The sequence below is a fragment of the Streptomyces sp. Go-475 genome, assembly GCF_003330845.1.
Lineage (GTDB): Bacteria > Actinomycetota > Actinomycetes > Streptomycetales > Streptomycetaceae > Streptomyces.
This window is the reverse complement of the sequence record NZ_CP026121.1, coordinates 2,720,257-2,745,049: the sequence shown is the minus strand read 5'-3', so window position 1 is coordinate 2,745,049 and position 24,793 is coordinate 2,720,257. Positions and strand designations below refer to the sequence as shown.

25 protein-coding genes and 1 pseudogene are annotated in these 24,793 nt (G+C 71.8%); 17 read left to right on the top strand and 9 right to left on the bottom strand.

Going from position 1 to position 24,793, the window contains the following annotated elements:
• Positions 1–13 precede the first annotated feature (13 nt).
• Positions 14–1,006 carry an adenosine deaminase gene (locus C1703_RS12595; protein WP_198678150.1) on the top strand — a complete coding sequence of 331 codons (993 nt, stop codon included), beginning with the start codon at positions 14–16 and terminating at the stop codon, positions 1,004–1,006.
• A 3-nt stretch (positions 1,007–1,009) separates the two neighbouring features.
• On the opposite strand, the gene C1703_RS12590 is transcribed toward C1703_RS12595, so the two are convergent.
• Both C1703_RS12590 and C1703_RS12585 read right to left on the bottom strand, forming a co-directional pair.
• Positions 1,010–2,323: an MFS transporter gene (locus tag C1703_RS12590; RefSeq protein WP_114252358.1), complete on the bottom strand. Its 1,314-nt coding sequence runs from the start codon at positions 2,321–2,323 to the stop codon at positions 1,010–1,012.
• Between the two features lie 226 nt (positions 2,324–2,549).
• On the bottom strand, positions 2,550–3,332 hold the full coding sequence (locus tag C1703_RS12585; protein WP_114252356.1) for an IclR family transcriptional regulator: 783 nt from the start codon (positions 3,330–3,332) through the stop codon (positions 2,550–2,552).
• Between the two features lie 95 nt (positions 3,333–3,427).
• Here C1703_RS12585 and C1703_RS12580 point away from each other — a divergent pair, with 95 nt between their 5' ends.
• The 7 genes from C1703_RS12580 to C1703_RS12550 all read left to right on the top strand — a co-directional run bounded on the left by C1703_RS12580 (position 3,428) and on the right by C1703_RS12550 (position 10,379).
• A complete protein-coding gene (locus C1703_RS12580; RefSeq protein WP_114252354.1) occupies positions 3,428–4,375 on the top strand; it encodes a 5-dehydro-4-deoxyglucarate dehydratase in 948 nt (315 codons plus the stop codon).
• Positions 4,372–5,661: a glucarate dehydratase family protein gene (locus tag C1703_RS12575; protein ID WP_114252352.1), complete on the top strand. Its 1,290-nt coding sequence runs from the start codon at positions 4,372–4,374 to the stop codon at positions 5,659–5,661. The genes C1703_RS12580 and C1703_RS12575 overlap by 4 nt, the downstream gene beginning before the upstream one ends.
• A gap of 139 nt (positions 5,662–5,800) precedes the next feature.
• The gene (locus tag C1703_RS12570; protein ID WP_114252350.1) at positions 5,801–6,937 is read left to right on the top strand and encodes a PfkB family carbohydrate kinase; all 1,137 of its coding nucleotides are present in this window, start codon (positions 5,801–5,803) and stop codon (positions 6,935–6,937) included.
• 188 nt (positions 6,938–7,125) lie between these two features.
• Positions 7,126–8,193 carry a PhoH family protein gene (locus C1703_RS12565; protein ID WP_114252348.1) on the top strand — a complete coding sequence of 356 codons (1,068 nt, stop codon included), beginning with the start codon at positions 7,126–7,128 and terminating at the stop codon, positions 8,191–8,193.
• A 14-nt stretch (positions 8,194–8,207) separates the two neighbouring features.
• Entirely contained in the window at positions 8,208–8,705 is a 498-nt protein-coding gene (ybeY, locus tag C1703_RS12560) for an rRNA maturation RNase YbeY (protein WP_030239729.1), read from the top strand.
• Between the two features lie 7 nt (positions 8,706–8,712).
• On the top strand, positions 8,713–10,023 hold the full coding sequence (locus C1703_RS12555) for a hemolysin family protein (protein WP_114252346.1): 1,311 nt from the start codon (positions 8,713–8,715) through the stop codon (positions 10,021–10,023).
• Positions 10,020–10,379: an MmcQ/YjbR family DNA-binding protein gene (locus tag C1703_RS12550; protein ID WP_114252344.1), complete on the top strand. Its 360-nt coding sequence runs from the start codon at positions 10,020–10,022 to the stop codon at positions 10,377–10,379. Before C1703_RS12555 ends, C1703_RS12550 begins: the two co-directional genes overlap by 4 nt.
• On the opposite strand, the gene C1703_RS12545 is transcribed toward C1703_RS12550, so the two are convergent.
• Positions 10,341–11,786, bottom strand: a complete 1,446-nt coding sequence (locus C1703_RS12545; RefSeq protein WP_114257396.1) for an MFS transporter — start codon at positions 11,784–11,786, stop codon at positions 10,341–10,343. The two genes, C1703_RS12550 and C1703_RS12545, sit on opposite strands and share 39 nt — an antisense overlap.
• Before the next feature lie 145 nt (positions 11,787–11,931).
• Here C1703_RS12545 and C1703_RS12540 point away from each other — a divergent pair.
• The 3 genes and pseudogenes from C1703_RS12540 (at position 11,932) to C1703_RS12530 (ending at position 13,458) form a co-directional block, all read left to right on the top strand.
• Positions 11,932–12,440, top strand: a pseudogene (locus C1703_RS12540) (helix-turn-helix transcriptional regulator).
• Between the two features lie 27 nt (positions 12,441–12,467).
• Positions 12,468–12,821: a cytidine deaminase gene (locus C1703_RS12535; RefSeq protein WP_114252342.1), complete on the top strand. Its 354-nt coding sequence runs from the start codon at positions 12,468–12,470 to the stop codon at positions 12,819–12,821.
• A 160-nt stretch (positions 12,822–12,981) separates the two neighbouring features.
• A complete protein-coding gene (locus C1703_RS12530) occupies positions 12,982–13,458 on the top strand; it encodes a hypothetical protein (RefSeq protein ID WP_114252341.1) in 477 nt (158 codons plus the stop codon).
• Positions 13,459–13,519: 61 nt separating this feature from the next.
• Here C1703_RS12530 and C1703_RS12525 read toward each other — a convergent pair whose 3' ends face one another.
• Entirely contained in the window at positions 13,520–13,858 is a 339-nt protein-coding gene (locus C1703_RS12525; protein ID WP_114252339.1) for a P-II family nitrogen regulator, read from the bottom strand.
• Positions 13,855–15,165, bottom strand: a complete 1,311-nt coding sequence (locus C1703_RS12520; RefSeq protein ID WP_114252337.1) for an ammonium transporter — start codon at positions 15,163–15,165, stop codon at positions 13,855–13,857. The genes C1703_RS12525 and C1703_RS12520 overlap by 4 nt, the downstream gene beginning before the upstream one ends.
• Positions 15,166–15,325: 160 nt before the next feature.
• Between C1703_RS12520 and era the strand changes: the two genes are divergently transcribed.
• Entirely contained in the window at positions 15,326–16,288 is a 963-nt protein-coding gene (gene era / locus C1703_RS12515; RefSeq protein ID WP_198678149.1) for a GTPase Era, read from the top strand.
• Between the two features lie 11 nt (positions 16,289–16,299).
• Here the strand turns inward: era and C1703_RS12510 are convergent, their stop codons facing one another.
• Positions 16,300–16,746: an ATP-binding protein gene (locus C1703_RS12510; RefSeq protein ID WP_198678148.1), complete on the bottom strand. Its 447-nt coding sequence runs from the start codon at positions 16,744–16,746 to the stop codon at positions 16,300–16,302.
• A 248-nt stretch (positions 16,747–16,994) separates the two neighbouring features.
• Between C1703_RS12510 and C1703_RS12505 the strand changes: the two genes are divergently transcribed.
• The 3 genes from C1703_RS12505 (at position 16,995) to C1703_RS12495 (ending at position 19,036) form a co-directional block, all read left to right on the top strand.
• Complete coding sequence (locus C1703_RS12505; RefSeq protein ID WP_114252335.1) at positions 16,995–17,861, top strand: helix-turn-helix transcriptional regulator; 867 nt, start codon at positions 16,995–16,997, stop codon at positions 17,859–17,861.
• Positions 17,858–18,109, top strand: a complete 252-nt coding sequence (locus C1703_RS12500) for a DUF397 domain-containing protein (RefSeq protein ID WP_114252333.1) — start codon at positions 17,858–17,860, stop codon at positions 18,107–18,109. The genes C1703_RS12505 and C1703_RS12500 overlap by 4 nt, the downstream gene beginning before the upstream one ends.
• A 114-nt stretch (positions 18,110–18,223) precedes the next feature.
• A complete protein-coding gene (locus C1703_RS12495; protein ID WP_114252331.1) occupies positions 18,224–19,036 on the top strand; it encodes an SAM-dependent methyltransferase in 813 nt (270 codons plus the stop codon).
• On the opposite strand, the gene C1703_RS12490 is transcribed toward C1703_RS12495, so the two are convergent.
• Genes C1703_RS12490 through C1703_RS12480 form a run of 3 tightly spaced genes read right to left on the bottom strand, consistent with a single transcriptional unit; the run spans position 19,026 to position 21,755 of the window.
• Positions 19,026–20,348: a GH1 family beta-glucosidase gene (locus C1703_RS12490; RefSeq protein ID WP_114252329.1), complete on the bottom strand. Its 1,323-nt coding sequence runs from the start codon at positions 20,346–20,348 to the stop codon at positions 19,026–19,028. The two genes, C1703_RS12495 and C1703_RS12490, sit on opposite strands and share 11 nt — an antisense overlap.
• Before the next feature lie 58 nt (positions 20,349–20,406).
• Positions 20,407–20,673, bottom strand: a complete 267-nt coding sequence (locus tag C1703_RS12485) for a protealysin inhibitor emfourin (RefSeq protein ID WP_114252327.1) — start codon at positions 20,671–20,673, stop codon at positions 20,407–20,409.
• A 20-nt stretch (positions 20,674–20,693) separates the two neighbouring features.
• Positions 20,694–21,755 (bottom strand): M4 family metallopeptidase, encoded by a 1,062-nt coding sequence (locus C1703_RS12480; protein WP_114252325.1) that lies wholly within the window; start codon positions 21,753–21,755, stop codon positions 20,694–20,696.
• A 334-nt stretch (positions 21,756–22,089) separates the two neighbouring features.
• On the opposite strand from C1703_RS12480, the gene leuA reads away from it, so the two are divergent.
• Together leuA and C1703_RS12465 are read left to right on the top strand one after the other, a co-directional pair.
• Complete coding sequence (gene leuA / locus C1703_RS12470) at positions 22,090–23,811, top strand: 2-isopropylmalate synthase (RefSeq protein ID WP_114252323.1); 1,722 nt, start codon at positions 22,090–22,092, stop codon at positions 23,809–23,811.
• Between the two features lie 186 nt (positions 23,812–23,997).
• Positions 23,998–24,696: a TerB family tellurite resistance protein gene (locus C1703_RS12465; RefSeq protein ID WP_114252322.1), complete on the top strand. Its 699-nt coding sequence runs from the start codon at positions 23,998–24,000 to the stop codon at positions 24,694–24,696.
• Positions 24,697–24,793 lie beyond the last annotated feature (97 nt).

The window sequence follows — 24,793 nt, the reverse complement described above, 5'->3', positions numbered from 1 at the left end:
GTACGATGAATTGATGTTCCTCCCCAAAGCCGAACTGCACCTTCATATCGAAGGCACCCTGGAACCGGAACTGGCCTTCGAGCTCGCCGCGCGCAACGGCGTCACGCTGCCGTACGCCGATACGGACGAGCTGCGCGAGGCCTACCGCTTCGAGGATCTCCAGTCGTTCCTGAACCTGTACTACGAGCTCATGGCCGTCCTGCGCACCGAGCGGGACTTCGAGGACCTGGCGAACGCGTACCTGGCCCGGGCCGCCGCGCAGGGCGTGCGGCACGCGGAGATCTTCTTCGACCCGCAGGCCCACACCAGCCGCGGGCTGGAGCTCGGCACGGTCGTCGAGGGGCTGTGGCGCGCGCTGGGGAGCAGCGAGGCGAACCACGGCGTCTCGACCCGGCTGATCCTGTGCTTCCTGCGCGACGAGTCCGCCGAGTCGGCGCTGGCCACGCTCGACGCGGCGGGGCCGTACCTGGACCGGATCACCGGCGTCGGCCTCGACTCGGCCGAGGTCGGGCACCCGCCGGTGAAGTTCCGCGAGGTCTACGAGGCCGCCGCCGCGCTGGGCCTGCGGCGGGTCGCCCACGCGGGCGAGGAGGGCCCGCCGGAGTACATCACCCAGGCGCTGGACGTGCTCGGCGTCGAGCGCGTCGACCACGGGCTGCGCTGCGTGGAGGACCCGGCGCTGGTGGAGCGGCTGGTGCGGGACCGGGTGCCGCTGACGCTCTGCCCGCTGTCGAACGTCCGGCTGCGGACCGTCGACACCCTCGCCGACCACCCGCTGCCCGCCATGCTGGACGCCGGCCTGATGTGCACGGTCAACTCCGACGACCCGGCCTACTTCGGCGGCTACGCCGGCGACAACTTCGACGCCGTCCGCGACACGCTGGGCCTGGGCGAGGAGCGGCTGCGGCAGCTCGCCCGCAACTCCTTCCTCGCCTCGTTCCTGGAGGACGACGAGGAGCTGCGGGCGCGGTACCTCGCCGAAGTCGAGGCGTACACCTTCGCGTAGGGGTCAGAGGACCTCCGACCCCGCCTTGCCGTAGGCGCGCTGGGCGGGGACGGCCGGGGTGTCCACCGGGATCTCCACCACTGGCTGCTCCGGGGCGCCGATCTCCGGGATCGCGCCGGTCGGGGTGCCGGTGGCGGCGGCGACCAGGGCGGCCGGGTGCCCGCCGCGGCGGCGGATCGCGCCGGGCAGCAGTGGGCGTCCGCCGGTGTGCAGGGCGACGGCGGTCATCGGCAGGGCGATCACCAGCAGCCCGGCGCCGAGGACCGCGCCCATGACCGGGAACCCGGCCTGCGCCGAGAGCACACTGCCGGTCAGCGGCCCGGCGGCCGTGCCCAGCGAGGACGCCGAGCCGACCAGCACCGCCCAGCGCCCGCGCGGGTCGAGCGAGGCGGCGAGCCCGATCAGGTACGACAGCACCACCGGGTACAGCGTGTTCCAGGCGATCTCGCCGGCCGCGAAACTCGTCAGGCCCGTCGCGGAGGCACTCAGCACGATGCAGCCGGCGATCAGGACCGTGCCCGCGCCGATCGGCACCGCGCGTCCCAGCCGCGCCCCGAGCGCGCCCGCCGCGAGGACGCCGGTCAGCCCGGCGCCCAGTGCCACGGCGAAGACGGCACCGACGGTGGCCTCGCTGAGGTGGGCCTGCGTCAGCCCGATCCGTCCGCTGACGCCCCACAGGGAGTTCTGGGCGAGCGACCAGCACACCATGGCGGCGGCCAGCACCAGCCCCGAACGGGCGTGCGGCAACCGGGCCTTGTCCTGCCGGGCGGGAGCGGCGGGCGTGCCGGCCGGGAGGCGGCCGGCCAGCGGCCACACGGCCAGGGCCGTGAGGGCGATCGCGGCCAGGGGCAGTCCGTGCCCCGGGCCGAGGTGCGGCACGGTCAGATACACCGCGCCCGCGAGGGCGGAGACGCTGAGCAGCCCGGCGGTGGAGGCCCGGTGCGGATCGCGCTGTCCCGCGATGAGGGTGGCGGCGACGGTGGTGGCCGTGCCGGATCCGAACCCGCCGACCATCGCACCGGCGACGACGGCCGGGACGGCGGTGGTCAGGGCGGCACCGCCGTAGCCGAGCAGGGCCAGGGCGAGACCGAGGCGGGCGAGGGCGCGGGCCCCGATCCGTTCGACCCGTGAGGCGAGGGCGAAACCGGCGGCGGCCGAACTCAGCAGCAGGGCACTGCCGACGGCGCCGGCCTGCGTGGCGGAGAGCGGAAGGTCCGAGTCGAGCCGGCCGACGGTGGTCGGCAGCAGATACGGAGCGAGGTACCCGGCCGTGAAAAGGGCGACGAGGGGCCAGGGTGTGGTGCGGGGGGCGAGCACGGGCGTTCCCAGGGCATGCGAAAGGAGCGGAAGAGAAGGGGGAATGGGCGACGACCGTCGACGGACAGGAACGCGCGGGCAATTTGTATCAAGCAAGCAGTCGGGCACGGGAGCCCAGGGGGTGTGATGTGGAGCACGTTGCGTTTGGGGTGGTGAAGCCCGGGTAGAAGAGCGCCCTTTTCGGGTGAACGAGCGCCCTTTTACGAGGTGATGTCCGCGCCTTCGGCTAGCGCCAGTGCACCGATCCGGCCCCCGCCGGCGCCGTCGCCTCGATCTTCGCCCGGATCTCCCGCATCACGGCGACGATCCGCTCCTCGTGCTCCGGGGTGAGCCGGGCGACCGGCACCGAGCAGCTGATCGCGTCCTGCGCGGGGGTGTCGTAGCGCAGCGCGAACCCGAAGCCGACGATCCCGGGCACGCCCTCCTCGCGGTCCTCGGACCAGCCGCGGGCCCGGATCCGCGCGAGGTCGGCCGCGAGCGACTCCCGGCTGGTGTGCGAGTTCGGGGTCAGCGCCTCGTACGGCCCCTCGGGCAGTTCCTCGTCGGGGCGTTCCGCCAGCAGCGCCTTGCCCAGGGCGCCGGCGTGCGCGGGCAGCCGCCGCCCCACCCGGCTGATGGTCCGCAGGTACTCGTGCGACTCCCGCGTGGCCAGGTACGCCACGTCCCGGCCGTCCAGCCGGCCCAGGTGGATCGTCTCGCCGAGCGCCTCGGAGGCCTCGTCGAGATACGGCCGTACGAGCCGGACCCGGGGGTCGGAGTCGAGGTAGCTGGTGCCGGTGAGCAGGGCGTGGATGCCGATGCCGTACAGGGAGCCGGTGACGTCCGTGCGGACCCAGCCGCGCGCGATGAGGGTCTGCAGCAGCGCGTACATCGAGCTGCGCGGCACGCCGAGTTCACCGGCCAGCTCCTGGAGCCGGGCCGGGCGGTCGCCGCGCGCCGCGAGGAGTTCCAGCAGCTCGACCGTGCGCGCCGCGGACTTCACCTCGCGGACGCCCCCTGTGTCTGACATGCGCCGATGGTAATCGGGCCGCCGCGCGCGGTTGACGCCCCCTGTTCGTATATCTAACCTTCATTCTCATACGTAGATGACGTCTACATAAGGAGATGCTCGTGAGCGCTGGACCGGCAGCGGTCGCACACCGGCTGCGGGAGGGCATGGCGGGCGGCGTGCTGTCGTTCCCGCTGACCAGCTTCCGCGACGACGGCACCCTCGACCCGGACGGCTTCCGCGCCTACCTCGCGGACCGGCTCGCCGCCTCGCCCGGCGCGGTCTTCCCCGCCTGCGGCACCGGGGAGTTCTTCTCCCTCGACGAGGACGAGTACCGGCGGGTCGTCAGCGTCACCGTCGAGGAGGCGGCCGGCCGCGTCCCCGTCGTCGCGGGCATCGGCTACGGCTGGGCGCAGGCCGTCCGCTTCGCGCGCATCGCCGAGGACGCGGGAGCCGACGCGCTCCTGGTCCTCCCGCACTACCTCGTCGCCGCCCCGCAGGACGGCCTGGTCGCCCAGCTGGAACAGATCGCCGCCCGCACGGCACTGCCCCTGATCGCCTACCAGCGGGGCCAGGTCGCCTTCACCGCCGAGTCGCTCAAGCGGGTCGCCGCCCTGCCGAACGTCATCGGCCTCAAGGACGGCCACAGCGACCTCGACCGGCTGCAACGCCTCACGCTCGCCGCGCCCGAGGACTTCCTGTTCTTCAACGGCGCCGCCACCGCCGAGATCCAGGCCCGCGCCTACGCCACCGTCGGCGTCCCCGCCTACTCCTCCGCCGTGCACGCCTTCGCCCCCGAGATCGCCTGCGCCTTCTTCGCCGCCCTGCGCGACGGCGACCACGGCACCGTCGACAAGCTGCTGCGCGGCTTCTACGTCCCGCTCGTCGAACTGCGCGACCGCGTCCCCGGGTACGCCGTGTCGCTGGTGAAGGCGGCGGCCCGGCTGCGCGGGCACGCCGTGGGCCCCGTCCGCGCCCCGCTCACCGACCCCTCGCCCGCCGACCTGGCCGCCCTCCGCGCCGTCCTCACCGCCGGACTCGACCTCGTGGGAGCCGCCCTGTGAACCTCACCGTCACGGACGTACGGCTGACGCCGATCCTGGTCGCGGACCCGCCGCTGCTGAACACGCAGGGCGTGCACCAGCCGTACACGCCCCGGCTGATCGTCGAGGTCGTCACGGCGGACGGGATCACCGGCGTGGGGGAGACCTACGGCGACACCAAGTACCTGGAGCTGGCCCGGCCCTTCGCCGAGCGGCTGAAGGGACGCCAGGTCAGCGATCTGAACGGGCTGTTCACGGTCGCGGACGAGGTGGCCGTGGACGCCTCCCGGGTGGAGAACGCCGTCGACGTCGGCGGGCTGCGCGGCGTCCAGACGGCCGGCAAGCTGCGGCTGTCCGTCGTCTCCGGCTTCGAGGTCGCCTGCCTCGACGCCCTCGGCAAGACGCTCGGACTGCCCGTGCACGCGCTGCTCGGCGGCAAGGTGCGCGACGCCGTCGAGTACAGCGCCTACCTGTTCTACAAGTGGGCCGGCCACCCCGAGGGCGTGCCGGCCGAGCGGGACGACTGGGGCGCCGCCGTCGATCCGGCCGGGGTGGTGGAGCAGGCCCGGCGGTTCACGGAGCGGTACGGCTTCACCTCCTTCAAGCTCAAGGGCGGCGTCTTCCCGCCCGACGAGGAGATCGCCGCCGTACGGGCCCTCGCCGAGGCCTTCCCCGGGCACCCGCTGCGGCTGGACCCCAACGGCGCCTGGTCGGTCGAGACCTCCCTGCGCGTGGCCGAGGAACTCGGGGACGTCCTCGAGTACCTGGAGGACCCCACCCTCGGCACCACCGGCATGGCCGAGGTCGCCGCGAAGACCGGTGTGCCGCTCGCCACGAACATGTGCGTGACGACCTTCGCCGAGATCAGGGAGGCGTTCGCCAAGGACGCCGTCCAGGTCGTGCTCTCCGACCACCACTACTGGGGCGGACTGCGCAACACCCAGCAACTCGCCGCCGTCTGCCGCACCTTCGGCGTCGGCGTGTCCATGCACTCCAACACCCACCTGGGCATCTCCCTCGCCGCCATGACCCACGTGGCGGCCACCGTCCCGGACCTCCACCACGCCTGCGACTCCCACTACCCCTGGCAGTCCGAGGACGTCCTGACCGAACGGCTCTCCTTCGAGGGCGGCAAGGTGACGGTGTCCGACGCCCCCGGGCTCGGCGTGGAGCTCGACCGCGAGCGGCTGGCCGTCCTGCACCGGCGGTGGCTGGACGACGACGGCGCGCTGCGGGACCGCGACGACGCGGCGGCCATGCGGATCGCCGACCCCGCCTGGGTGACCCCCTCGGTGCCGCGCTGGTAGGGCCTGCGCGTTTCCGGGGCGGGGGGCGCGCGGAGCCCGGCGCGAGCTGACGGGACGGGTGGGTCCGGCGTGATCGGCGTCACGTTGTCGGTGATGTGGTGCACACTGGCCTGATCCGCACCACGTCAGGGAGCGCATCGTGATCGCGTCCACCGCCCCGGCAGGAAAGGGCCCGGCCGGAAAGGGATCGCACCGCCAGACCCAGGTCGATCCCCTCGCCCCGCTGCGCACGCCGGACGACCCGCCCTGGGACGTCTACCTCACCGGCACCGTCTTCCTCGACATCATCTTCACCGGCCTCGACTCCGCCCCGGTCCGCGGGACGGAGTCCTGGGCGCGCGGGATGGGGTCGAGCCCCGGCGGCGTCGCCAACATGGCCACCGCGCTGGCCCGCCTCGGCCTCAGGACGTCCCTCGCGGCGGCCTTCGGCGACGACCACTACGGCGACTACTGCTGGGACGCCCTGGAGCACGGCGAGGGCATCGACCTCTCCCCGTCGCGCACGGTGCCCGGCTGGCACTCCCCGGTGACCGTCTCCATGGCGTACGAGGGGGAGCGCACGATGGTCTCGCACGGCCACGAACCGCCCCCCGAGGAGCCCGCCCCCGAGTGCCCGCCCCGCGCCCGCGCCGCCGTCGCCTCCCTCGCGCCCGGTGTCAGCGCGCCCTGGATCGCCCAGGCCGCGAGCCAGGGCACCCGCGTCTTCGGCGACGTCGGCTGGGACGACACCGGCGCGTGGGACCTGGCGGCACTGCCCGACCTGCGGCACTGCGAGGCGTTCCTGCCGAACGCGGAGGAGGCCATGCGGTACACGCGCGCCGACTCCCCCCGGGCGGCCGCGCACGCCCTGACCGAGTACGTGCCGCTCGCGGTGGTCACGCTCGGGTCGGACGGGGCGTACGCGGTGGACCGGCGTACGGGGGAGACGGCGGAGGTGCCGGCCATCGAGGTCGAGGCGCTGGATCCGACGGGGGCCGGGGACGTGTTCGTCGCCGGGTTCGTGGCCGGGACGCTGGCGGACTGGCCGCTGGCGGACCGGCTGGCGTTCGCCGGGCTGACGGCCGCGCTGTCGGTGCAGGAGTTCGGAGGGTCGTTGTCGGCGCCGGGGTGGTCGGAGATCGCGGCGTGGTGGCGGCGGGTGCAGTCGGTGGAGGGGCAGTCGGCGGCGGCGCTGGAGAGGTACGGGTTCCTCGCGGGGCTCGTGTCGGAGGAGTTGGTCAGGCCCTGGCCGTTGCGGCGGGCCGTGCCGACGATCGGCTTCCGGCGCTCGGCGTGACCGTCCTGGCCGACCAGGCCGAAAAGTGCCGTCGCCCTCGAAACGGTCGCTCCAGAACCCCTGGTGAGAAACCCCGCCCCAAAACCCCTACGGCGTTGTCACTCCCCCGTCGTACCCTGGGAATCGCGAGGCCGCCCTCAGCTGTGCGGCCGTGACGAGGAGGAACCGCAGGCCTTAAGCGCCGGCCCATGACTCAGACACCCACAGCTCACACCCCCGCGCAGGAGCAGGCGAGAGCGCAGTTCACCGTCCCCGCCCAGCACCCCATGGTGACCGTCCTGGGGTCCGGCGACTCCCTCCTGCGCGTGATCGAGAAGGCCTTCCCGGCGGCCGACATCCACGTCCGGGGCAATGAGATCAGCGCGGTCGGCGACCCCGTGGACGTCGCCCTCATTTCGCGCGTGTTCGACGAGATGATGCTGGTGCTCCGCACCGGGCAGCCGATGACGGAGGACGCAGTGGAACGCTCGATCGCCATGCTGAAGGCGAGCGAGAACGGGGAGAGCGACGGCCAGGAGACCCCGGCCCAGGTGCTCACGCAGAACATCCTGTCCTCGCGAGGCCGCACGATCCGCCCCAAGACGCTCAACCAGAAGCGCTACGTGGACGCGATCGACAAGCACACGATCGTCTTCGGCATCGGCCCCGCGGGCACCGGCAAGACGTACCTGGCGATGGCCAAGGCGGTGCAGGCCCTGCAGTCCAAGCAGGTCAACCGCATCATCCTGACCCGCCCGGCGGTCGAGGCCGGCGAGCGGCTCGGCTTCCTCCCGGGCACGCTCTACGAGAAGATCGACCCGTACCTGCGCCCGCTCTACGACGCGCTGCACGACATGCTCGACCCGGACTCGATCCCGCGACTGATGGCGGCGGGCACGATCGAGGTCGCACCGCTGGCGTACATGAGGGGTCGCACCCTGAATGACGCCTTCATCATCCTGGACGAGGCGCAGAACACCAGCCCCGAGCAGATGAAGATGTTCCTCACCCGCCTCGGCTTCGACTCGAAGATCGTGATCACGGGTGACGTGACGCAGGTCGACCTCCCGGACGGGACGAAGAGCGGTCTGCGCCAGGTGCAGGACATCCTGGACGGCGTCGAGGACGTCCACTTCTCCCGGCTCTCGTCCCACGACGTCGTACGGCACAAGCTGGTGGGCCGTATCGTCGACGCGTACGAGAAGTACGACACCAAGCACGGCACCCAGAACGGCGCGCACAAGAGCCGTGGCAAGTCCGCGCACAAGGGGAAGTAGACACACACAGCACCATGTCGATCGACGTCAACAACGAGTCCGGCACCGAGGTCGACGAGCAGGCGATCCTCGACATCGCCCGCTACGCGCTCGCGCGGATGCGCATCCACCCGCTCTCCGAACTCTCGGTGATCGTCGTGGACGCCGACGCCATGGAGCAGCTCCACATCCAGTGGATGGACCTGCCGGGCCCCACGGATGTCATGTCCTTCCCGATGGACGAGCTGCGTCCGCCGTCCAAGGACGACGACGAGCCGCCGCAGGGGCTGCTCGGCGACATCGTGCTCTGCCCCGAGGTCGCCGAGAAGCAGGGCAAGGAAGCGGAGACGCAGCACTCCATGGACGAGGAGCTCCAGCTGCTCACCGTCCACGGCGTGCTGCACCTGCTGGGCTACGACCACGAGGAACCGGACGAGAAGGCCGAGATGTTCGGCCTCCAGGCGGCCATCGTGGACGGCTGGCGCGCGGAGCGGGGCCTGACCGGCCCGTCCCCGGCGCCGACCGTCTCGTAAGCCGCCCATGAGTCCGCAGCTCGCCCTCGGCGCGATCGCCCTGGTCGTGGTCGCCTGGCTCGCCGCCTGCGCGGAGGCGGGCCTCGCGCGCGTCTCCAGCTTCCGCGCCGAGGAGGCCGTGCGCTCCGGCCGCCGCGGCAGCGCCAAGCTCTCCCAGGTCGCCGCCGACCCGACGCGCTATCTGAACGTGGCGCTGCTGGTCCGCGTCGCCTGTGAGATGGCCGCCGCCGCGCTGATCACGTACGGCTGCCTGATGGAGTTCGACCACACCACCGAGGCCCTCCTGATCGCCATCGCGGTCATGGTCCTCGTGTCGTACGTCGCCGTCGGCGTCTCCCCGCGCACCATCGGCCGCCAGCACCCGCTGAACACGGCGACGGTCTCCGCGTACGTCCTGGTGCCGCTGGCCCGGGTCATGGGCCCGATCCCGTCGCTGCTGATCCTCATCGGCAACGCGCTCACCCCCGGCAAGGGCTTCCGGCGCGGCCCCTTCGCCTCCGAGGCGGAGCTGCGGGCGCTGGTCGACCTCGCCGAGAAGGAGTCCCTCATCGAGGACGACGAGCGCCGCATGGTGCACTCCGTCTTCGAACTGGGCGACACCCTCGTGCGGGAGGTCATGGTGCCGCGCACGGACCTGGTGGTCATCGAGCGCTTCAAGACCATCCGCCAGGCCCTCACCCTCGCCCTGCGCTCCGGCTTCTCGCGCATCCCGGTCACCGGCGAGAGCGAGGACGACATCGTCGGGATCGTGTACCTGAAGGACCTCGTCCGCAAGACGCACATCAGCCGCGACGCCGAGTCCGAGCAGGTGTCCACGGCGATGCGCCCGGCGTTCTTCGTGCCCGACACCAAGAACGCCGGCGACCTGCTGCGCGAGATGCAGAAGGAACGCAACCACGTCGCCGTCGTCATCGACGAGTACGGCGGCACGGCCGGCATCGTCACCATCGAGGACATCCTCGAGGAGATCGTCGGCGAGATCACCGACGAGTACGACCGCGAACTGCCCCCGGTGGAGGACCTCGGCGAGGACCGCTACCGGGTCACCGCCCGCCTCGACATCGGCGACCTGGGCGAGCTGTACGGCCTGGACGCCTTCGACGACGAGGACGTCGAGACCGTCGGCGGCCTGCTCGCGAAGGCCCTGGGCCGGGTCCCCATCGCCGGCGCGTCGGCCGTCGTGGAACTCCCCGACGGCCGGGAGCTGCGCCTGACCGCCGAGGCCGCGGCCGGCCGCCGGAACAAGATCGTGACGGTGCTGGCGGAGCCGGTGGACCCGGCGGACCCGCCCCGGGACGAGGAGGAGAAGCCGGAATGACGCCCCGGGAGCTGCGCGCCTTCTGCCTGTCCTTCAACGCGGCCGTCGAGGACTTCCCGTTCAGCCCGGAGATCTCCGTCTTCAAGGTGCGGGGCAAGCTCTTCGCTCTGTCGCACCTCGACGCGCGGCCCCTGACGGTCAACCTCAAGTGCGACCCGGAGGACGCGATCCGGCTCCGCGAGGAGTACCCGGGTCTGATCGTCCCCGGCTGGCACATGAACAAGCGCCACTGGAACACGGTCACGGCCGACGGCGGCCTCCCGGACCAGCTGGTCCGGGAGCTCGTCGAGGACTCCTACGACCTGGTCGTCGCCGGTCTACCGCGCGCCGAGCGCCTCCGCCTCGACCGCCCCTGAGGCGCCCTTGCGGGGCCGCAGACCCACCGCGACCAGCACCGCGGCCGCCAGCACGATCGCCGCGTCCAGGGCCATCACGGTGTGCACGCCGGACAGCAGGTCGCCGGAGGTCGTCGCGAGCACGCCCAGCAGCGGGATGCCGACCGTGATGCCGACCTGCTGGGTGGAGGTGACCAGGCCGGTCGCCAGGCCCTGCTCCTCGTCGGGCACCCCGGAGGTGACGGTCACGCCGTAGGAGATGATCGCGCCCAGGTGGCTCATGCTGGCCAGCGCGACGCCGGCCGTGGCGAGCCAGACCGACCAGCCGCCCGTGCCGAGCCCCAGCAGGGCGGCGATGAGCACGCCCTGTCCCGCGAGCGAGACGACCAGGGTGCGGTGCGCGCCGAGACGGCCGATGACCCTCGGGGCGTACGAGCCCGCCACCGCCGACAGCACGCCCTGCACGCCGAAGACCAGGCCCGTCTCGAAGGCCGACAGGCGCAGCACCTCCTGGAGGTACAGCGTCAGCACGAAGACGACCGTCGACATCATCGAGAAGGTGACCAGACCGCCCAGGTTGCCCCACGCCACCGTGCGGCGGCGCAGCATCGGCAGGGACACCAGGGGCGCCTCGGTACGCGACTCGACGACGGCGAAGGCGGTGAGCAGCAGCACGCCGGCGACCAGGGTCACCAGCACGTCCGTCCGGCCGAAGCCGTGGTCGGCCGCCGTCGACAGGGCGTAGATCAGGGACAGCAGACCGCCGGTGACGGTGACCGCGCCGGGCACGTCCAGGCGAGGGCGGTCCGGGGTGCGGGACTCGGGGAGCAGGGCGGGGGCCAGGGGCAGCACGATCAGGGCGAACAGCGTCAGCAGGCCCATCGTCGAGCGCCAGCCGAGCAGGTCGGTCAGCACACCGCCGGCCACCATGCCGACGGTGAAGCCGAGGGAGAGCAGCGTCCCCGAGATGCCGAGGGCGCGGTCCCGGGCGGGACCCTCGGCGAACGTCGTCGTCAGCAGGGACATGCCGGTCGGCACGATCGCCGCCGCGCCGATCCCCTGGAGCGCCCGGCCCGCGAGGAACGACGCCGGGTCCCAGGCGAAGGTCGCCAGCAGTGAGGCCGCGCCGAACAGGGCGAGGCCGGAGAGGAACAGTCTGCGGCGGCCGTACAGGTCGCCGATCCGGCCGAAGAGCAGCAGGAAGCCACCGGACGGCAGCGCGAACGCGGTGACCGCCCACTGCAGCGCGGACTGGCTCATGCCGAGGTCCGCGCCGAGGACGGGAAGGGCGACGTTCAGGACGGAGAAGTCGAGCGCGACCATGAACTGGGCCGCGCACAGCACGAAGAGGACGAGCTTGTCGCGCGTCGACAGCCGGGGGCTGCCGGGCCGTGCGGTCGCTGGGGGACGGGAGGTGTCGATCGCCATGCCCACGAGCCTGCGTCCGCCGGAATAGCCGTGGGGAGCGGCAAGTTGTCCTGGTGGTGGCACCACCAGGCAAGAACGAGGGGATCCTTACGTGCCCGAGGACGTGCTGAAGTCCCAACGGCGGAGCGAGTTGCGCGAGTTCCTGATGAGCCGGCGTGCCCGCGTCTCCCCGGCCGAGGTCGGCCTGCCCGACGGCGGGGCCCGGCGCCGGACGCCGGGGCTGCGGCGCGAGGAGGTCGCCGTGCTCGCCGGTGTCGGGGCCTCCTGGTACCAGTGGCTGGAGCAGGGCCGGGACATCTCCGTCTCCCCGCAGGTCCTGGACTCCGTCGCCCGGGTGCTGCGGCTGCGCGACGCCGAGCGGCGGCACCTGTACCTGCTCGCCGGGCTCAATCCGCCGGTGCCCGCGGTGGAGCCGGAGCGGCGGGACATGTGCGACGGGCTGCGGCGGCTGATCGACACCTGATCCGCAAGGAGCTGGACCACCCGCTGGTGGGACTGCTGTGCGTGGAGGCGACGGCGCTGAAGGTGCCGGTGCGGCCCGACCTGACGATCGTCCTGCACACCCCGCTGGACGAGGCGGACACCGCGGCCAAGCTGGAGTGGCTGGCCTCGCCGGAGGGGCGCCGGGGAGCCCTGTACCCCGTGGCCGGATGACCGTGCTCCGCTCCGTATGCTCGGCTCATGACCGACACCAGCGCGCTCGACCCCGAGGACCGCAAGATCGTCACCCTGGCCCGTTCCGCCCGGGCCCGCAACGGCGTGCCCGAGGGGGCGGCCGTGCGCGACGAGACCGGGCGTACGTATGTCGCGGGGACGGTGGCCCTCGCGTCCCTGAAGCTCAGCGCCCTGCGGACGGCGGTGGCGATGGCGGTGGCCTCCGGAGCGACCTCGCTGGAGGCGGCGGCGGTCGTGACGCAGGCGGAGACCGTGTCCGACGAGGACCGGGCGGCGGTACGGGACCTCGGCGGGGTCGGGACGCCGGTGCTGCTCGCCGGCCCGGACGGAACGGTTCGCGCCACGGTGACCGCTGGCTGAAGTCCATGGTGTAACCGGCGGTAAGTAGGCCAAATTTCAACCTTGCCGCCGCCCGCACCTCGCGCATCAATGGAACCGTCAGTTCCGACGGACCGTCAGGTTCGGCTCTCCGCAATGCGACCCGAGCCGTCCCCCCACACGGAAACGGAGCCGGAATCCCATGAGATGCAAGCGAATCGGAGCAGGTGCGTCACTGGCGGCCGGGGCCCTCGCGGCCACCGGGCTGGCCTTCGCCCCCGCGGCCCTCGCCGTCACCCCCCAGACGGCGACCATCGACGCCGACTGCGGCACCTTCGGCAGCGGCACCGCCACGCTCACGGCCACCCAGGACGGCACCGCCGCCACCGTCACCGTCAAGTCCTCCGCGATCACCGCGCCGATCGCGCTCGGCGCGGACTCGATCTCGTCCACGCTCACGCTGGTGAAGGCCGGTGGCGGCACCGTCACCTTCACCGGCAAGGAGAACCCGGCGATGGCCGCCGGCGCCCCCGTCGAGGTCGGCCCCCTCAACGGCACCGTGGCCTCCGGCGACAGCCTGGAGGCCTTCGGCGGCTCGCTGAAGATGACCGTCTTCGGCATCACCATCACCTGCACGGCGGCCGGGCCGCAGTCACCGGGCCCGTTCGTGTTCGACTGAGCCGCGGCCAGGCGGCCGAGCCGCCGCCAGACGGCTGAGCCGCAGCGAGGCGGCCCCGGTGTCAGAGCGCGTCGGGGCCGCGCTCGCCCGTCCGCACCCGCACGACCGTGTCCACGGGCAGCGCCCAGACCTTGCCGTCGCCGATCTTGCCGGTGTGCGCGGCCCGCACGACCGCGTCGATGACGGCCTCGGCGTCCGCGTCCTCGACGACGACCTCGATCCGGACCTTCGGCACCAGGTCCACCTGGTACTCGGCGCCGCGGTACACCTCGGTGTGGCCGCGCTGCCGGCCGTAGCCGCTGGCCTCGGAGACGGTCAGACCGTGCACGCCGAGTTCCTGCAGGGCGTTCTTGACCTCGTCGAGGCGGTACGGCTTGACGATCGCGGTGATGAGCTTCATGCCTGGGGGGTGACCTTCTGGGCGGGGGAGACAACGGAGGAGGAGACCGGGGCGCCGTGGCCCAGGACCCCGTGATCGTAGGCCGTCTCGGCGTGCACCGTAAGGTCCAGGCCGGTCCGCTCCTGCTCCTCGCTCGCCCGCAGGCCCATCGTGACGTCGATCAGCTTGCCGATGCCGTACGTCACCCCGAACGCGTACGCCGCGACGACCACCACGGCCACCAGCTGCTTCCCGAGCTGGGCGAGGCCGCCGCCGTACAGGAGGCCCTCGGCGCCGCCGGTCATCGACTCCACGGCGAAGACGCCGATGAGGAGCGTGCCGATGACACCGCCGACCAGGTGGACGCCGACGACGTCCAGGGAGTCGTCGTAGTTCAGCTTGAACTTCCAGCTCACGGCGTACGAGCAGACCGTGCCGGCGGCGAGGCCGACGACCAGCGCGCCGAGCAGCGAGACGGACCCGCAGGACGGGGTGATGGCGACCAGACCGGCGACCGCGCCGGACGCGGCGCCCAGGGTCGTCGGGTGGCCGTCGCGCTTCTGCTCGACGAAGAGCCAGCCGAGCAGGCCGGTGCAGCCCGCGGCGAGGGTGTTGAGGAACGCGGCGGCCGCCAGGCCGTTGGCGCCGAGCGCGGAGCCGGCGTTGAAGCCGAACCAGCCGAACCAGAGCAGGCCGGCGCCGAGCATCACCATGGGCAGGTTGTGCGGGCGCATGGAGTCCTTCCTGAAGCCCAGGCGGGGGCCCAGGACCAGGCACAGCGCGAGTCCCGAGGCGCCGGAGACGATCTCCACGGGCAGGCCGCCCGCGAAGTCGAGCGCGCCGAGCCGCTCCAGGATCCAGCCACCCGGGCCCCACACCCAGTGCGCGACCGGAACGTATACGAGCAGCGCCCACACGGGCACGAAGACCAGCCACGCCCCGAACTTCGCCCGGTCGGCGACCGCGCCGCTGACCAGGGCGGCCGTGATGATCGCGAAGGTGAGCTGGAAGGTGGCGAAGAGGAGGGTGGGGACCGTGCCGTGGACGCTGTCCGGACCGAGGCCGCCCATGCCGGCGTGGCCGAGCCCGCCGATGAGCCCGCCGGCGGCATCCTCCCCGAAGGCGAGCGAGTAGCCGGCCGCCAGCCACACCACCGTGACCAGGGCGATCGACACGAAGCTCATCATCAGCATGTTGAGCACGCTCTTCGTGCGGACCATGCCGCCGTAGAACAGGGCCAGGCCCGGGGTCATCAGCAGGACGAGGGCGGTGGCGGCGAGCAGCCAGGCGGTGTCGCCGGTGTCGGCGTGTGCGGCGGCCAGGGGCACGGTGTCTCCAACGGGTGGGGGCTCCGGGGGCTCGTCAGAGGGTCACCGGCGTGCGTTTCCGGTTGCGTACGGGTGTGTTTCCGTGACGTTTCGTTGCGTGAGGGTTTCCGGAAGCTCACCGCGCACGTCCGGTACGGGGCGGCTTCGGGGATCAGGGAGAATGGGCGGCATGAGCGTCCGTACCCAGTCATCCGAAGAGCCTGCCGGAGCCGTCCACAGGGCCGGTTTCGCCTGCTTCCTGGGCCGCCCCAACGCGGGCAAGTCCACCCTCACGAACGCTCTGGTCGGCCAGAAGGTGGCGATCACGGCGAACCAGCCGCAGACGACGCGGCACACCGTGCGGGGCATCGTGCACCGGCCGGACGCCCAGCTGATCCTGGTCGACACCCCCGGGCTCCACAAGCCGCGCACCCTGCTGGGCGAGCGGCTCAACGACGTCGTGCGCACGACGTGGGCCGAGGTGGACGTGATCGGCTTCTGTCTCCCGGCGAACGAGAAGCTCGGCCCCGGCGACCGCTTCATCGCGAAGGAACTGGCGTCCATCAAGAAGACGCCGAAGATCGCGATCGTCACGAAGACCGACCTGGTGGACGGCAAGACGCTCGCCGAGCAGCTCATCGCGGTCGACCAGCTCGGCAAGGAGCTGGGCTTCGAGTGGGCGGAGATCGTCCCGGTGTCGGCGGTCGGCGACAAGCAGGTGGGCCTGCTGGCCGACCTGATCGTCCCGCTGCTGCCGGAGGGTCCGGCGCTCTACCCGGACGGCGAGCTCACCGACGAGCCCGAGCAGGTCATGATCGCGGAGCTGATCCGTGAGGCCGCGCTGGAGGGCGTCCGCGACGAGCTGCCGCACTCCATCGCGGTCGTCGTCGAGGAGATGCTCCCCCGCGAGGGCCGCCCCGCCGACAAGCCCCTCCTCGACATCCACGCCTTCGTCTACATCGAGCGCCCCAGCCAGAAGGGCATCATCATCGGCCCCAAGGGCAAGCGCCTGAAGGAGGTCGGGATCAAGTCCCGCAAACAGATCGAGGCCCTGCTGGGCACACCGGTCTTCCTCGACCTCCACGTCAAGGTCGCGAAGGACTGGCAGCGGGATCCGAGGCAGTTGCGCAAACTGGGGTTCTGAGGTCCCGGGCGCTACGACACCGTCGCCAGGCTCGCCCACACGGCGTTTCCGCCGGTGAGGGGCGAGCGGGTGATGCCCCAGCTGTCGGCTATCTCCCGGACCAGCAGCAGGCCGCGGCCGCCCTCGTCGTCCAGGCCGGGGCAGCGTTCGGGGATGCCGCGGCCCGTGAGGTCGCCGTCGTGGACCTCCAGCCGGAAGCACTCCTCGGGCAGCAGCCGCACGCCGCACAGGATCCGTTCGCTGAGCGTGTGCAGCACGGCGTTGGTCACCAGCTCGGACACGAGCAGGACGGCGTTCGCGCACACCTCGTCGGGCACCTGCCACGCCGCCAGCCGCGCCCGCGTGGCATGCCGGGCGGCTCTGACGCTGGCCCGGTGCGGCGGCAATTCCAGCCAGTGGGTGCGGCCCGGGCGCACCGCGTCCAGGAACCGGGGGGTGGAAGTCGTGTGGGGGGACACGGCGTTCGCCTTCCGTGGGGGATGGGCGCAGTCATGGAAGGGACGAGCGGACAACGGACCGTCCGGACAAGGGGAGTTCGCAGTTCCGGCTCCTGGTCACAGAAGCAACTATGCGCGCAGTGCAGTTCACGCTGCAACCATCTCCCTGATAATTTCAGAAGGACGGTATCGCCCCGCCCGCGGATACGGCGGAACGATCGACTCCTTTCGAAGCCCACGCCGGTGACAACCCCTCAGGGAGGCAGTGCGTGAACGACGCGCGATCAGGCACCGGCGCCCCCACCGTCCTCCGCATGATCCTCGGCCGCCGGCTCCAGGAGGCCCGGCAGGCCGCGGGCCTCTCCCTCGACGACGCGGCCAAGGCCCTGCGCGTGACACCGCTGACCATCCGCCGCCTGGAGAAGGCCGAGGTCGGCCTGAAGATCCTCTACGTCGAGAAACTGCTGGAGACCTACGGCGCGGGCCGGCAGGAGATCGACGAGTTCGTCGCCCTGGCCGAGCGGGCCAACGAGCCCGGCTGGTGGCACCCCTACCGGGACGTGATGCCGTCCTGGTTCACCGCCTACGTCAGCCTGGAGACCGGCGCCAGAACCCTGCGCACCTACGAGCCGCAGTACGTCACCGGCCTGCTCCAGACCCCCGGATACGCGCGCGCCGTACTGCGCGGCGGCTTCCCCAACGACAGCGAGGACGACCTCGACCGGCGCGTGGAGCTGCGGCTGCGCCGCCAGAGCCTGCTCACGAAGCCGGACGCGCCCACGCTGTGGGTGGTGATGGAGGAGGCCGTGCTGCACCGCGTGGTGGGCGGCCCCGAGGTGATGCGGGAGCAGATCGACCGGCTGCTGGAGGTGTCCGAGCTGGAGCACGTCAGCGTCGACATCGTGCCGTTCTCCGCCGGCGCCCACGTCGGGGCGTGCGCGCCCTTCACCTACTTCCGGTTCGAGGAGCGGGAGCTGCCCGACATCGTCTACAGCGAGATCCTCTCCGCCTCCGTCTACCTGGACCAGCGCGCCGACGTCGTGGCCCATCTGGAGGCGCACAACCGGCTGTCGCTGAAGACCTCGTCCGCGGACAGCAAGGCGCTGTTGAACCGCATGCGGAAGGAGTACTCATGACCATCGCCCAGGGCACCGTCTACAACGGGATGCCCGCGTCGGACCTCGGGGAACAGGGCTGGGAACGTCCGTGGAGCGGCCCCAACGGGGGCCAGTGCGTCGAGACGAAGCAGCTCGCCGACGGCCGCGTGGCGGTCCGCCAGTCGGCGGACCCGGCCGGTCCCGCCCTGATCTACACGCCCGAGGAGATCACCGCGTTCGTCGCGGGGGTCAAGCAGGGCCTCGCCGACCATCTGACGGCCCGCTGAAAGCCCACTGAACCGGACTCGCCGTCCGCACGTGACCACCGACGGAACCCACCGGGCCGCCCCCGCCCGGCACCGCCGGCGCACCACCACCCCCCACCGAGAGGCACCCCCCCCATGACCCACTCGCAGGCCGCGCGGGACATCGACACCAGCAGGCCGCACTCCGCCCGCATGTACGACTACTACCTCGGCGGCAAGGACCACTTCGAGGTCGACAAGCAGGCCGCCGAGCGAGTCGCCGAGGCCTACCCCGCCATCTTCGTGTGCGCCCGCGAGAACCGGGCCTTCATGCACCGCGCCACCCGGGTCCTGGCCCGGGAGCACGGCATCCGGCAGTGGCTGGACATCGGCACCGGCATCCCCACCGAGCCCAACCTGCACCAGGTCGCCCAGTCCGTGGTCCCCGACGCCCGGGTCGTCTACGCCGACAACGACCCGCTCGTCCTCAAGTACGCCGAGCGCCTGATGCGCAGCTCGGCGGAGGGCCGCACCACGTACATAGAGGCCGACGTCAACGACCCCGCCTCGCTCCTGAACGCGCCCGAGCTGGCCGAGGTCCTGGACCTCGACCGCCCGGTGGCGCTGTCCCTCAACGCCCTGATGCACTTCGTCACCGACGCCCAGGACCCGTACGGCATCGTGCGCCGCCTGCTGGACGCCCTGCCCTCGGGCAGCGCCCTCGCGCTGAGCCACTGCACGCCCGACTTCGACCCCGCCACCTGGCAGAAGGTCACCGACATCTACACCACGGCCGGCACGCCGGTGCAGTTCCGCTCCCGGGAGGACGTCGCCCGCTTCTTCGACGGCCTGGAGCTGCTCGACCCGGGCATCGCCGTCGGACACCGCTGGCGGCCCGACGCCACCGACGGCGAGGCCCCGACGGACGCCGAGGTCAGCCTGTGGACCGGGGTCGGCATCAAGCCGTAGGCGCCTGCGCCCGCAGCAGCTCCCGGTACCAGCGGTAGGAGGCCTTCGGGGTCCGCTCCAGGGTCTCGAAGTCGACGTGGACCAGGCCGAAGCGGCGTGCGTAGCCCTCCGCCCACTCGAAGTTGTCGAGCAGGGACCACACGAAGTAGCCGCGCACGTCGACGCCCGCCGCCACCGCCCGGTGCAGCGCCCGGATGTGCCCGTCGAGGTAGGCGATGCGCTCCTGGTCGTCGATGCCCGGGTAGGAGCAGCCGTTCTCGGTGATGACGACGGGCGGGAGCCGGTCGCCGTACCGGTCGCGGAAGCCGGTGAGGAGTTCGGTGAGGCCCTCGGGGACGACGGGCCAGCCGAAGTCGGTGACCGGGTGGCCCTCGATCTCCCGCACGGAGAAGGGGAGTTCGGCGGGCATGGTGACCCCGCCGAACTCGATCTCCGCGCCCTGCGGGGCGCCCACCCGGGTCGGCGCGTAGTAGTTGATCCCGTACCAGTCGAGCGGCTCGGCGATCACCTTCAGGTCGGCCTCGACGTCCCCCGGCATCAGCTCGCCGATGCCCTCCGGGTACCGGCCCAGCAGCAGCGGGTCCGCGAACAGGCGGTTCAGCAGCACGTCGTAGAAGTCGGCCGCCTCCACGTCCGCCGCCTCGGTCGACGCCGCCCAGGTCGGCCCGTGCGAGTTGGCGATGCCGATGTCCGTGGCGCCCGAGGCGCGCAGGGCCCGCACGGCCAGGCCGTGGGCGAGCAGCTGGTGGTGGGCGACCGGCAGCGCGTCGAACAGCAGTTGCCGGCCCGGCGCGTGCACGCCCAGGGCGTGGCCCAGCAGGGTGTGCTCGGCGGGCTCGTTGAGCGTGATCCACTTGGTCACGCGGTCGCCGAGGCGGTCGGCGACCCGCGTCACGTACTCGGCGAAGCGTGCCGCCGTGTCCCGCTCCAGCCAGTCCAGGCCGGCCGGCAGGTCCCAGTGGAACAGCGTCGGCACCGGGCGCACGCCCGCCGCGCACAGGTCGTCGACCAGCCGGTCGTAGAAGTCCAGGCCCTCGCCGGACCGCACCCTCGGCCAGGAGACCGAGAAGCGGTACGCGTTCACGCCCAGGCCGGCCAGGAGCGCCACGTCCTCGGTGTGGCGGTGGTAGTGGTCGCAGGCCACCGCCGCCGTCGAGCCGTCCTTGATCCGCCCCGGCTCGGCCGTGAACGCGTCCCACACGGACGGCTCGCGCTCGTCCGCGGCGCCCTCGATCTGGTGCGCCGAGGTCGACACGCCCCAGAGGAAACCGGCCGGGAAACGGGGGATCGGGTTGCCTGCGTCAGTCGCCATGCGCTGGATCATCCGTACCGCTGGTAACAGAAGTCAACGGCCGAGCGGGAACCGGCCGTTAGGCGCCCTCCTTCAGCACGCGCGAGATCAGCCGGCGCTGTTCGTCCGTGAGCCGTGGGTCGGCCGCGTACACCGTCTTGCCGTCCACCGTGATCTGGTAGCTGAAGCCGTCCGGGACCCCGACCGGCGGCGTGCTCCGGCCGGCGGCGACGGCCCGTTCGGCCAGGGCGTGCCATTCGGGGGCATCGGGCCGGCCCGAGGTGTCCACCTCGGCATGCCGCTCGATGCCCGCGAACCCGCCCGTGCGCCTCACCTGAATCCGCATGGCACCTGTCTAGTACGGAACTACAGGGTCCGCACCCCGACCTGCTCCCAGGCCTTCGACACCGCGTCCAGTTCCTCGCCGTCGCCGAACCGCTCCCGCGCCGCCTTGACGGTGAGCGTGGCGAAGTCCACGAACATCGCCTGCTCCTTCAGCTCGCCGCCGGTCAGCACGTCGTACCAGACCTGCCCCGCCCGCTCCCAGGCGTGGCCGCCGAGGGCCGTGGCCGCGAGGTAGAAGGCGTGGTTCGGGATGCCGGAGTTGATGTGGACGCCGCCGTTGTCGCGGCCGGTGCGGACGAAGTCGTCCATGGTCGCGGGCTGCGGGTCCTTGCCGAGCACGTCGTCGTCGTACGCGGTGCCCGGCGCCTTCATGGAGCGCAGCGCCTTGCCCGTCACCCGCGGCGCGAGCAGGCCCGCGCCGATCAGCCAGTCGGCCTCGGCGGCGGTCTGGCCGAGCGTGTACTGCTTGATGAGCGCGCCGAAGACGTCCGACAGGGACTCGTTGAGCGCGCCGGGCTGCCCGAAGTACGTGAGGTTGGCCGTGTACTGCGTGACGCCGTGGGCGAGTTCGTGGCCGATGACGTCGATCGGGAGGGTGAAGTCGAGGAAGATCTCGCCGTCCCCGTCGCCGAAGACCATCTGCTCGCCGTTCCAGAAGGCGTTGTTGTAGTCGCGGTCGTAGTGCACGGTCGCGTTCAGCGGCAGGCCGCTGCCGTCGATCGAGTCGCGTCCGAAGGCGCGCAGGAACAGTTCGAAGGTAGCGCCGAGGCCGGCGTAGGCCCGGTTGACGGTGGCGTCCTTGCCGGGGGCGTCGCCCTCCCCGCGGACCTTGTGGCCGGGCAGGTCGGTGCCGTGCCGGGCGTCGTGGATCGTGCGCTGCGGTTTTCCGTCGGCGACCGAGGCGACGGCCGTCGCGCCGACGACCGTGGTGAGGCGGCGCTGGGTGCGCTCGTAGGCGTCGCGCTGCAGGGTGCGGCGGGCCGGGCCGGCGAGCGCCGGGTCCTCGGCCTGGGCGAGCTTGTCGAGGACGTGCGGCGGGACGATGGTGCAGAAGACGGGCTCGAAGCCCCCGTGAGTCGTCATGCCCGGCACCCTTGCACTGCGTGACGGGACTGTCACTAGTCGCCACCATGATTGGTGAAATACCGGGACAACGAACCTCACTCTCCGTGGCGAGTGGTATGGCGAAGTGGTGTAGCGCACTTTTTGTCCCGTTTGGGGGTCGGGTCCCGCATACTGATACGACCCACGCGCAGGGAAGAGGCTCGGCTAGCATGCTGCGCATCATGCGTTTCGGGCTGCTTCTCCTTAGCTGCCGCGGCGAGGGCCTGTAGTCGAGGCCGACTCCCTCCCCGCGGAGCTTGGTGCTGCGTCGTCGGCCGTCCTTCCGGACACCCTCTGAGGAGCCCTAAGCATCATGGCGAACCGCCAGCAGCCCAGTTCCATGCCGATCCACAAGTACGGCCGCTACGAGCAGGTCGACATCCCGGACCGCACCTGGCCGGAGAAGCGCATCACCACCGCCCCCCGCTGGCTCTCCACCGACCTGCGCGACGGCAACCAGGCCCTGATCGACCCCATGTCGCCCGCCCGCAAGCGCGCGATGTTCGACCTGCTGGTCAAGATGGGCTACAAGGAGATCGAGGTTGGCTTCCCGGCCTCGGGCCAGACGGACTTCGACTTCGTACGGTCGATCATCGAGGAGCCGGGGGCCATCCCCGACGACGTCACCATCTCCGTACTGACCCAGGCCCGCGAGGACCTGATCGAGCGCACGGTGGAGTCCCTGAAGGGCGCCAAGCGGGCCACCGTCCACCTGTACAACGCCACCGCGCCGGTCTTCCGCCGGGTCGTCTTCCGCGGCTCCAAGGACGACATCAAGCAGATCGCCGTCGACGGCACGCGCCTGGTCATGGAGTACGCGGAGAAGCTGCTGGGTCCGGAGACGGAATTCGGCTACCAGTACAGCCCCGAGATCTTCACCGACACCGAGCTGGACTTCGCGCTGGAGGTCTGCGAGGCGGTCATGGACGTCTGGCAGCCCGGCCCGGGCCGCGAGATCATCCTCAACCTGCCCGCCACCGTCGAGCGCTCCACGCCCTCGACCCACGCCGACCGCTTCGAGTGGATGGGCCGCAACCTCTCCCGCCGCGAGCACGTCTGCCTGTCGGTCCACCCGCACAACGACCGCGGCACCGCCGTCGCCGCCGCCGAGCTGGCCCTGATGGCCGGCGCCGACCGCGTCGAGGGCTGCCTGTTCGGCCAGGGCGAGCGCACCGGCAACGTCGACCTGGTCACCCTGGGCATGAACCTCTTCTCCCAGGGCGTCGACCCGCAGATCGACTTCTCCGACATCGACGAGATCCGTCGCACGTGGGAGTACTGCAACCAGATGGAGGTCCACCCGCGCCACCCGTACGTGGGCGACCTGGTCTACACGTCCTTCTCCGGCTCCCACCAGGACGCCATCAAGAAGGGCTTCGACGCCATGGAGGCCGACGCGAAGGCCAAGGGCGTCACCGTCGACGACATCGAGTGGGCCGTGCCGTACCTGCCCATCGACCCCAAGGACGTCGGCCGCTCCTACGAGGCGGTCATCCGGGTCAACTCGCAGTCCGGCAAGGGCGGTATCGCCTACGTCCTGAAGAACGACCACAAGCTGGACCTGCCGCGCCGGATGCAGATCGAGTTCTCCAAGCTCATCCAGGCGAAGACCGACGCCGAGGGCGGCGAGGTCACGCCGAAGGACATCTGGGCCGTCTTCCAGGACGAGTACCTGCCCAACCCCGAGAACCCCTGGGGCCGGATCCAGGTCAAGAACAACCAGTCGACGACCGACACCGACGGCGTGGACACGCTGACGGTGGAGGCCACCGTCGACGGCCAGGACACCGTCCTCACCGGCTCCGGCAACGGCCCGATCTCCGCCTTCTTCGACGCGCTGCAGTCCATCGGCATCGACGTACGCCTGCTGGACTACCAGGAGCACACGATGAGCGAGGGCGCCTCCGCGCAGGCCGCCTCCTACATCGAATGCGCGATCGACGACAAGGTCCTGTGGGGGATCGGAATCGACGCGAACACGACGCGCGCCTCGCTGAAGGCCGTCGTCTCGGCCGTCAACCGCGCAACGCGCTGACCAGCCCTGGAGGCGATGTGAGGGCTCCGTCCGCCGATGTCCGGCGGGCGGAGCCCCGTCACATACCGGCCAATCCCTGTGAGGGTCACGGAAAGGTCTCCTCCGGGGTGCTGACTCCTCCTCACAGATGTGGCTAACATCACGCAAGCGCGGCGACGCTGCCGTGCGGCGTGACGGAGGTGCGACGTGCTGCCAGGACGGGGACGAAACGGCCGTGCCGCCAGGCTTTCGCGCATCCTGGGCACCCGTACCGCGTGGACGGCCGCCGGTGACGGGGAGTTCTTCTGCCCCGGCTGCGGCGGCGACCGCAACTACCAGCGGCTGACCGGACAACGCCGCTTCACCCTGCTCGGCCTGCCCGTGCTCCCGCGCGGCGAGACCGGCCCGGTCGTGGAGTGCGCCGCCTGCCGCCGCCACTTCGGCACCGACGTCCTCGACCACCCGACCACCACCCGCTTCTCCGCGATGCTCCGCGACGCCGTGCACACCGTCGCCCTCGCGGTGCTCGCCGCGGGCGGCACCGGATCCCGTACGGCACTGGAGTCCGCCGTGCTCGCCGTGCGCGCGGCCGGCTTCGACGACTGCACCGAGGAGCAGCTGGCCGCCCTCGTCGAGGCGCTGGAGGCCGACACCGGCCGGATCACCGGCGAACCCTGCGGCGCCGGGCTGGCCATAGAGCTCCACGAGGCGCTGGACCCGCTCGCCCCGCACCTCGCCACCGTCGGCCGCGAATCGATCCTGCTCCAGGGCGCCCGCATCGCCCTCGCGGACGGGCCGTACACACCGGCCGAGCGGGACGTCCTCGCGACCGTGGGGGCGGCCCTCACGATCTGCTCCGACGAGGTGACCCGCCTGCTCGCGGCGGCCGCCCGTACCCCGTCGTAGCACCGGCCGTACTCCCCGGGGAGTAATCCGCCGCCCGCACCGCCCCCGGCAGTAACCCCCGGCTCGGTCTCACGCCCGACGTGCCGGTCCCCGTGGG

Coding starts and splice junctions, on each gene's coding strand:
- C1703_RS12490 (WP_114252329.1), bottom strand. CDS start 20,348: ATGGCGACTGACGCAGGCAACCCGATCCCCCGTTTCCCGGCCGGTTTC.
- C1703_RS12595 (WP_198678150.1), top strand. CDS start 14: ATGTTCCTCCCCAAAGCCGAACTGCACCTTCATATCGAAGGCACCCTG.
- C1703_RS12585 (WP_114252356.1), bottom strand. CDS start 3,332: ATGTCAGACACAGGGGGCGTCCGCGAGGTGAAGTCCGCGGCGCGCACG.
- C1703_RS12500 (WP_114252333.1), top strand. CDS start 17,858: ATGACCATCGCCCAGGGCACCGTCTACAACGGGATGCCCGCGTCGGAC.
- C1703_RS12480 (WP_114252325.1), bottom strand. CDS start 21,755: ATGACGACTCACGGGGGCTTCGAGCCCGTCTTCTGCACCATCGTCCCG.
- C1703_RS12525 (WP_114252339.1), bottom strand. CDS start 13,858: ATGAAGCTCATCACCGCGATCGTCAAGCCGTACCGCCTCGACGAGGTC.
- C1703_RS12485 (WP_114252327.1), bottom strand. CDS start 20,673: ATGCGGATTCAGGTGAGGCGCACGGGCGGGTTCGCGGGCATCGAGCGG.
- era (WP_198678149.1), top strand. CDS start 15,326: ATGGGCGGCATGAGCGTCCGTACCCAGTCATCCGAAGAGCCTGCCGGA.
- ybeY (WP_030239729.1), top strand. CDS start 8,208: ATGTCGATCGACGTCAACAACGAGTCCGGCACCGAGGTCGACGAGCAG.
- C1703_RS12495 (WP_114252331.1), top strand. CDS start 18,224: ATGACCCACTCGCAGGCCGCGCGGGACATCGACACCAGCAGGCCGCAC.
- C1703_RS12530 (WP_114252341.1), top strand. CDS start 12,982: ATGAGATGCAAGCGAATCGGAGCAGGTGCGTCACTGGCGGCCGGGGCC.
- C1703_RS12580 (WP_114252354.1), top strand. CDS start 3,428: ATGCTCGTGAGCGCTGGACCGGCAGCGGTCGCACACCGGCTGCGGGAG.
- C1703_RS12555 (WP_114252346.1), top strand. CDS start 8,713: ATGAGTCCGCAGCTCGCCCTCGGCGCGATCGCCCTGGTCGTGGTCGCC.
- leuA (WP_114252323.1), top strand. CDS start 22,090: ATGGCGAACCGCCAGCAGCCCAGTTCCATGCCGATCCACAAGTACGGC.
- C1703_RS12550 (WP_114252344.1), top strand. CDS start 10,020: ATGACGCCCCGGGAGCTGCGCGCCTTCTGCCTGTCCTTCAACGCGGCC.
- C1703_RS12545 (WP_114257396.1), bottom strand. CDS start 11,786: ATGGCGATCGACACCTCCCGTCCCCCAGCGACCGCACGGCCCGGCAGC.
- C1703_RS12535 (WP_114252342.1), top strand. CDS start 12,468: ATGACCGACACCAGCGCGCTCGACCCCGAGGACCGCAAGATCGTCACC.
- C1703_RS12565 (WP_114252348.1), top strand. CDS start 7,126: ATGACTCAGACACCCACAGCTCACACCCCCGCGCAGGAGCAGGCGAGA.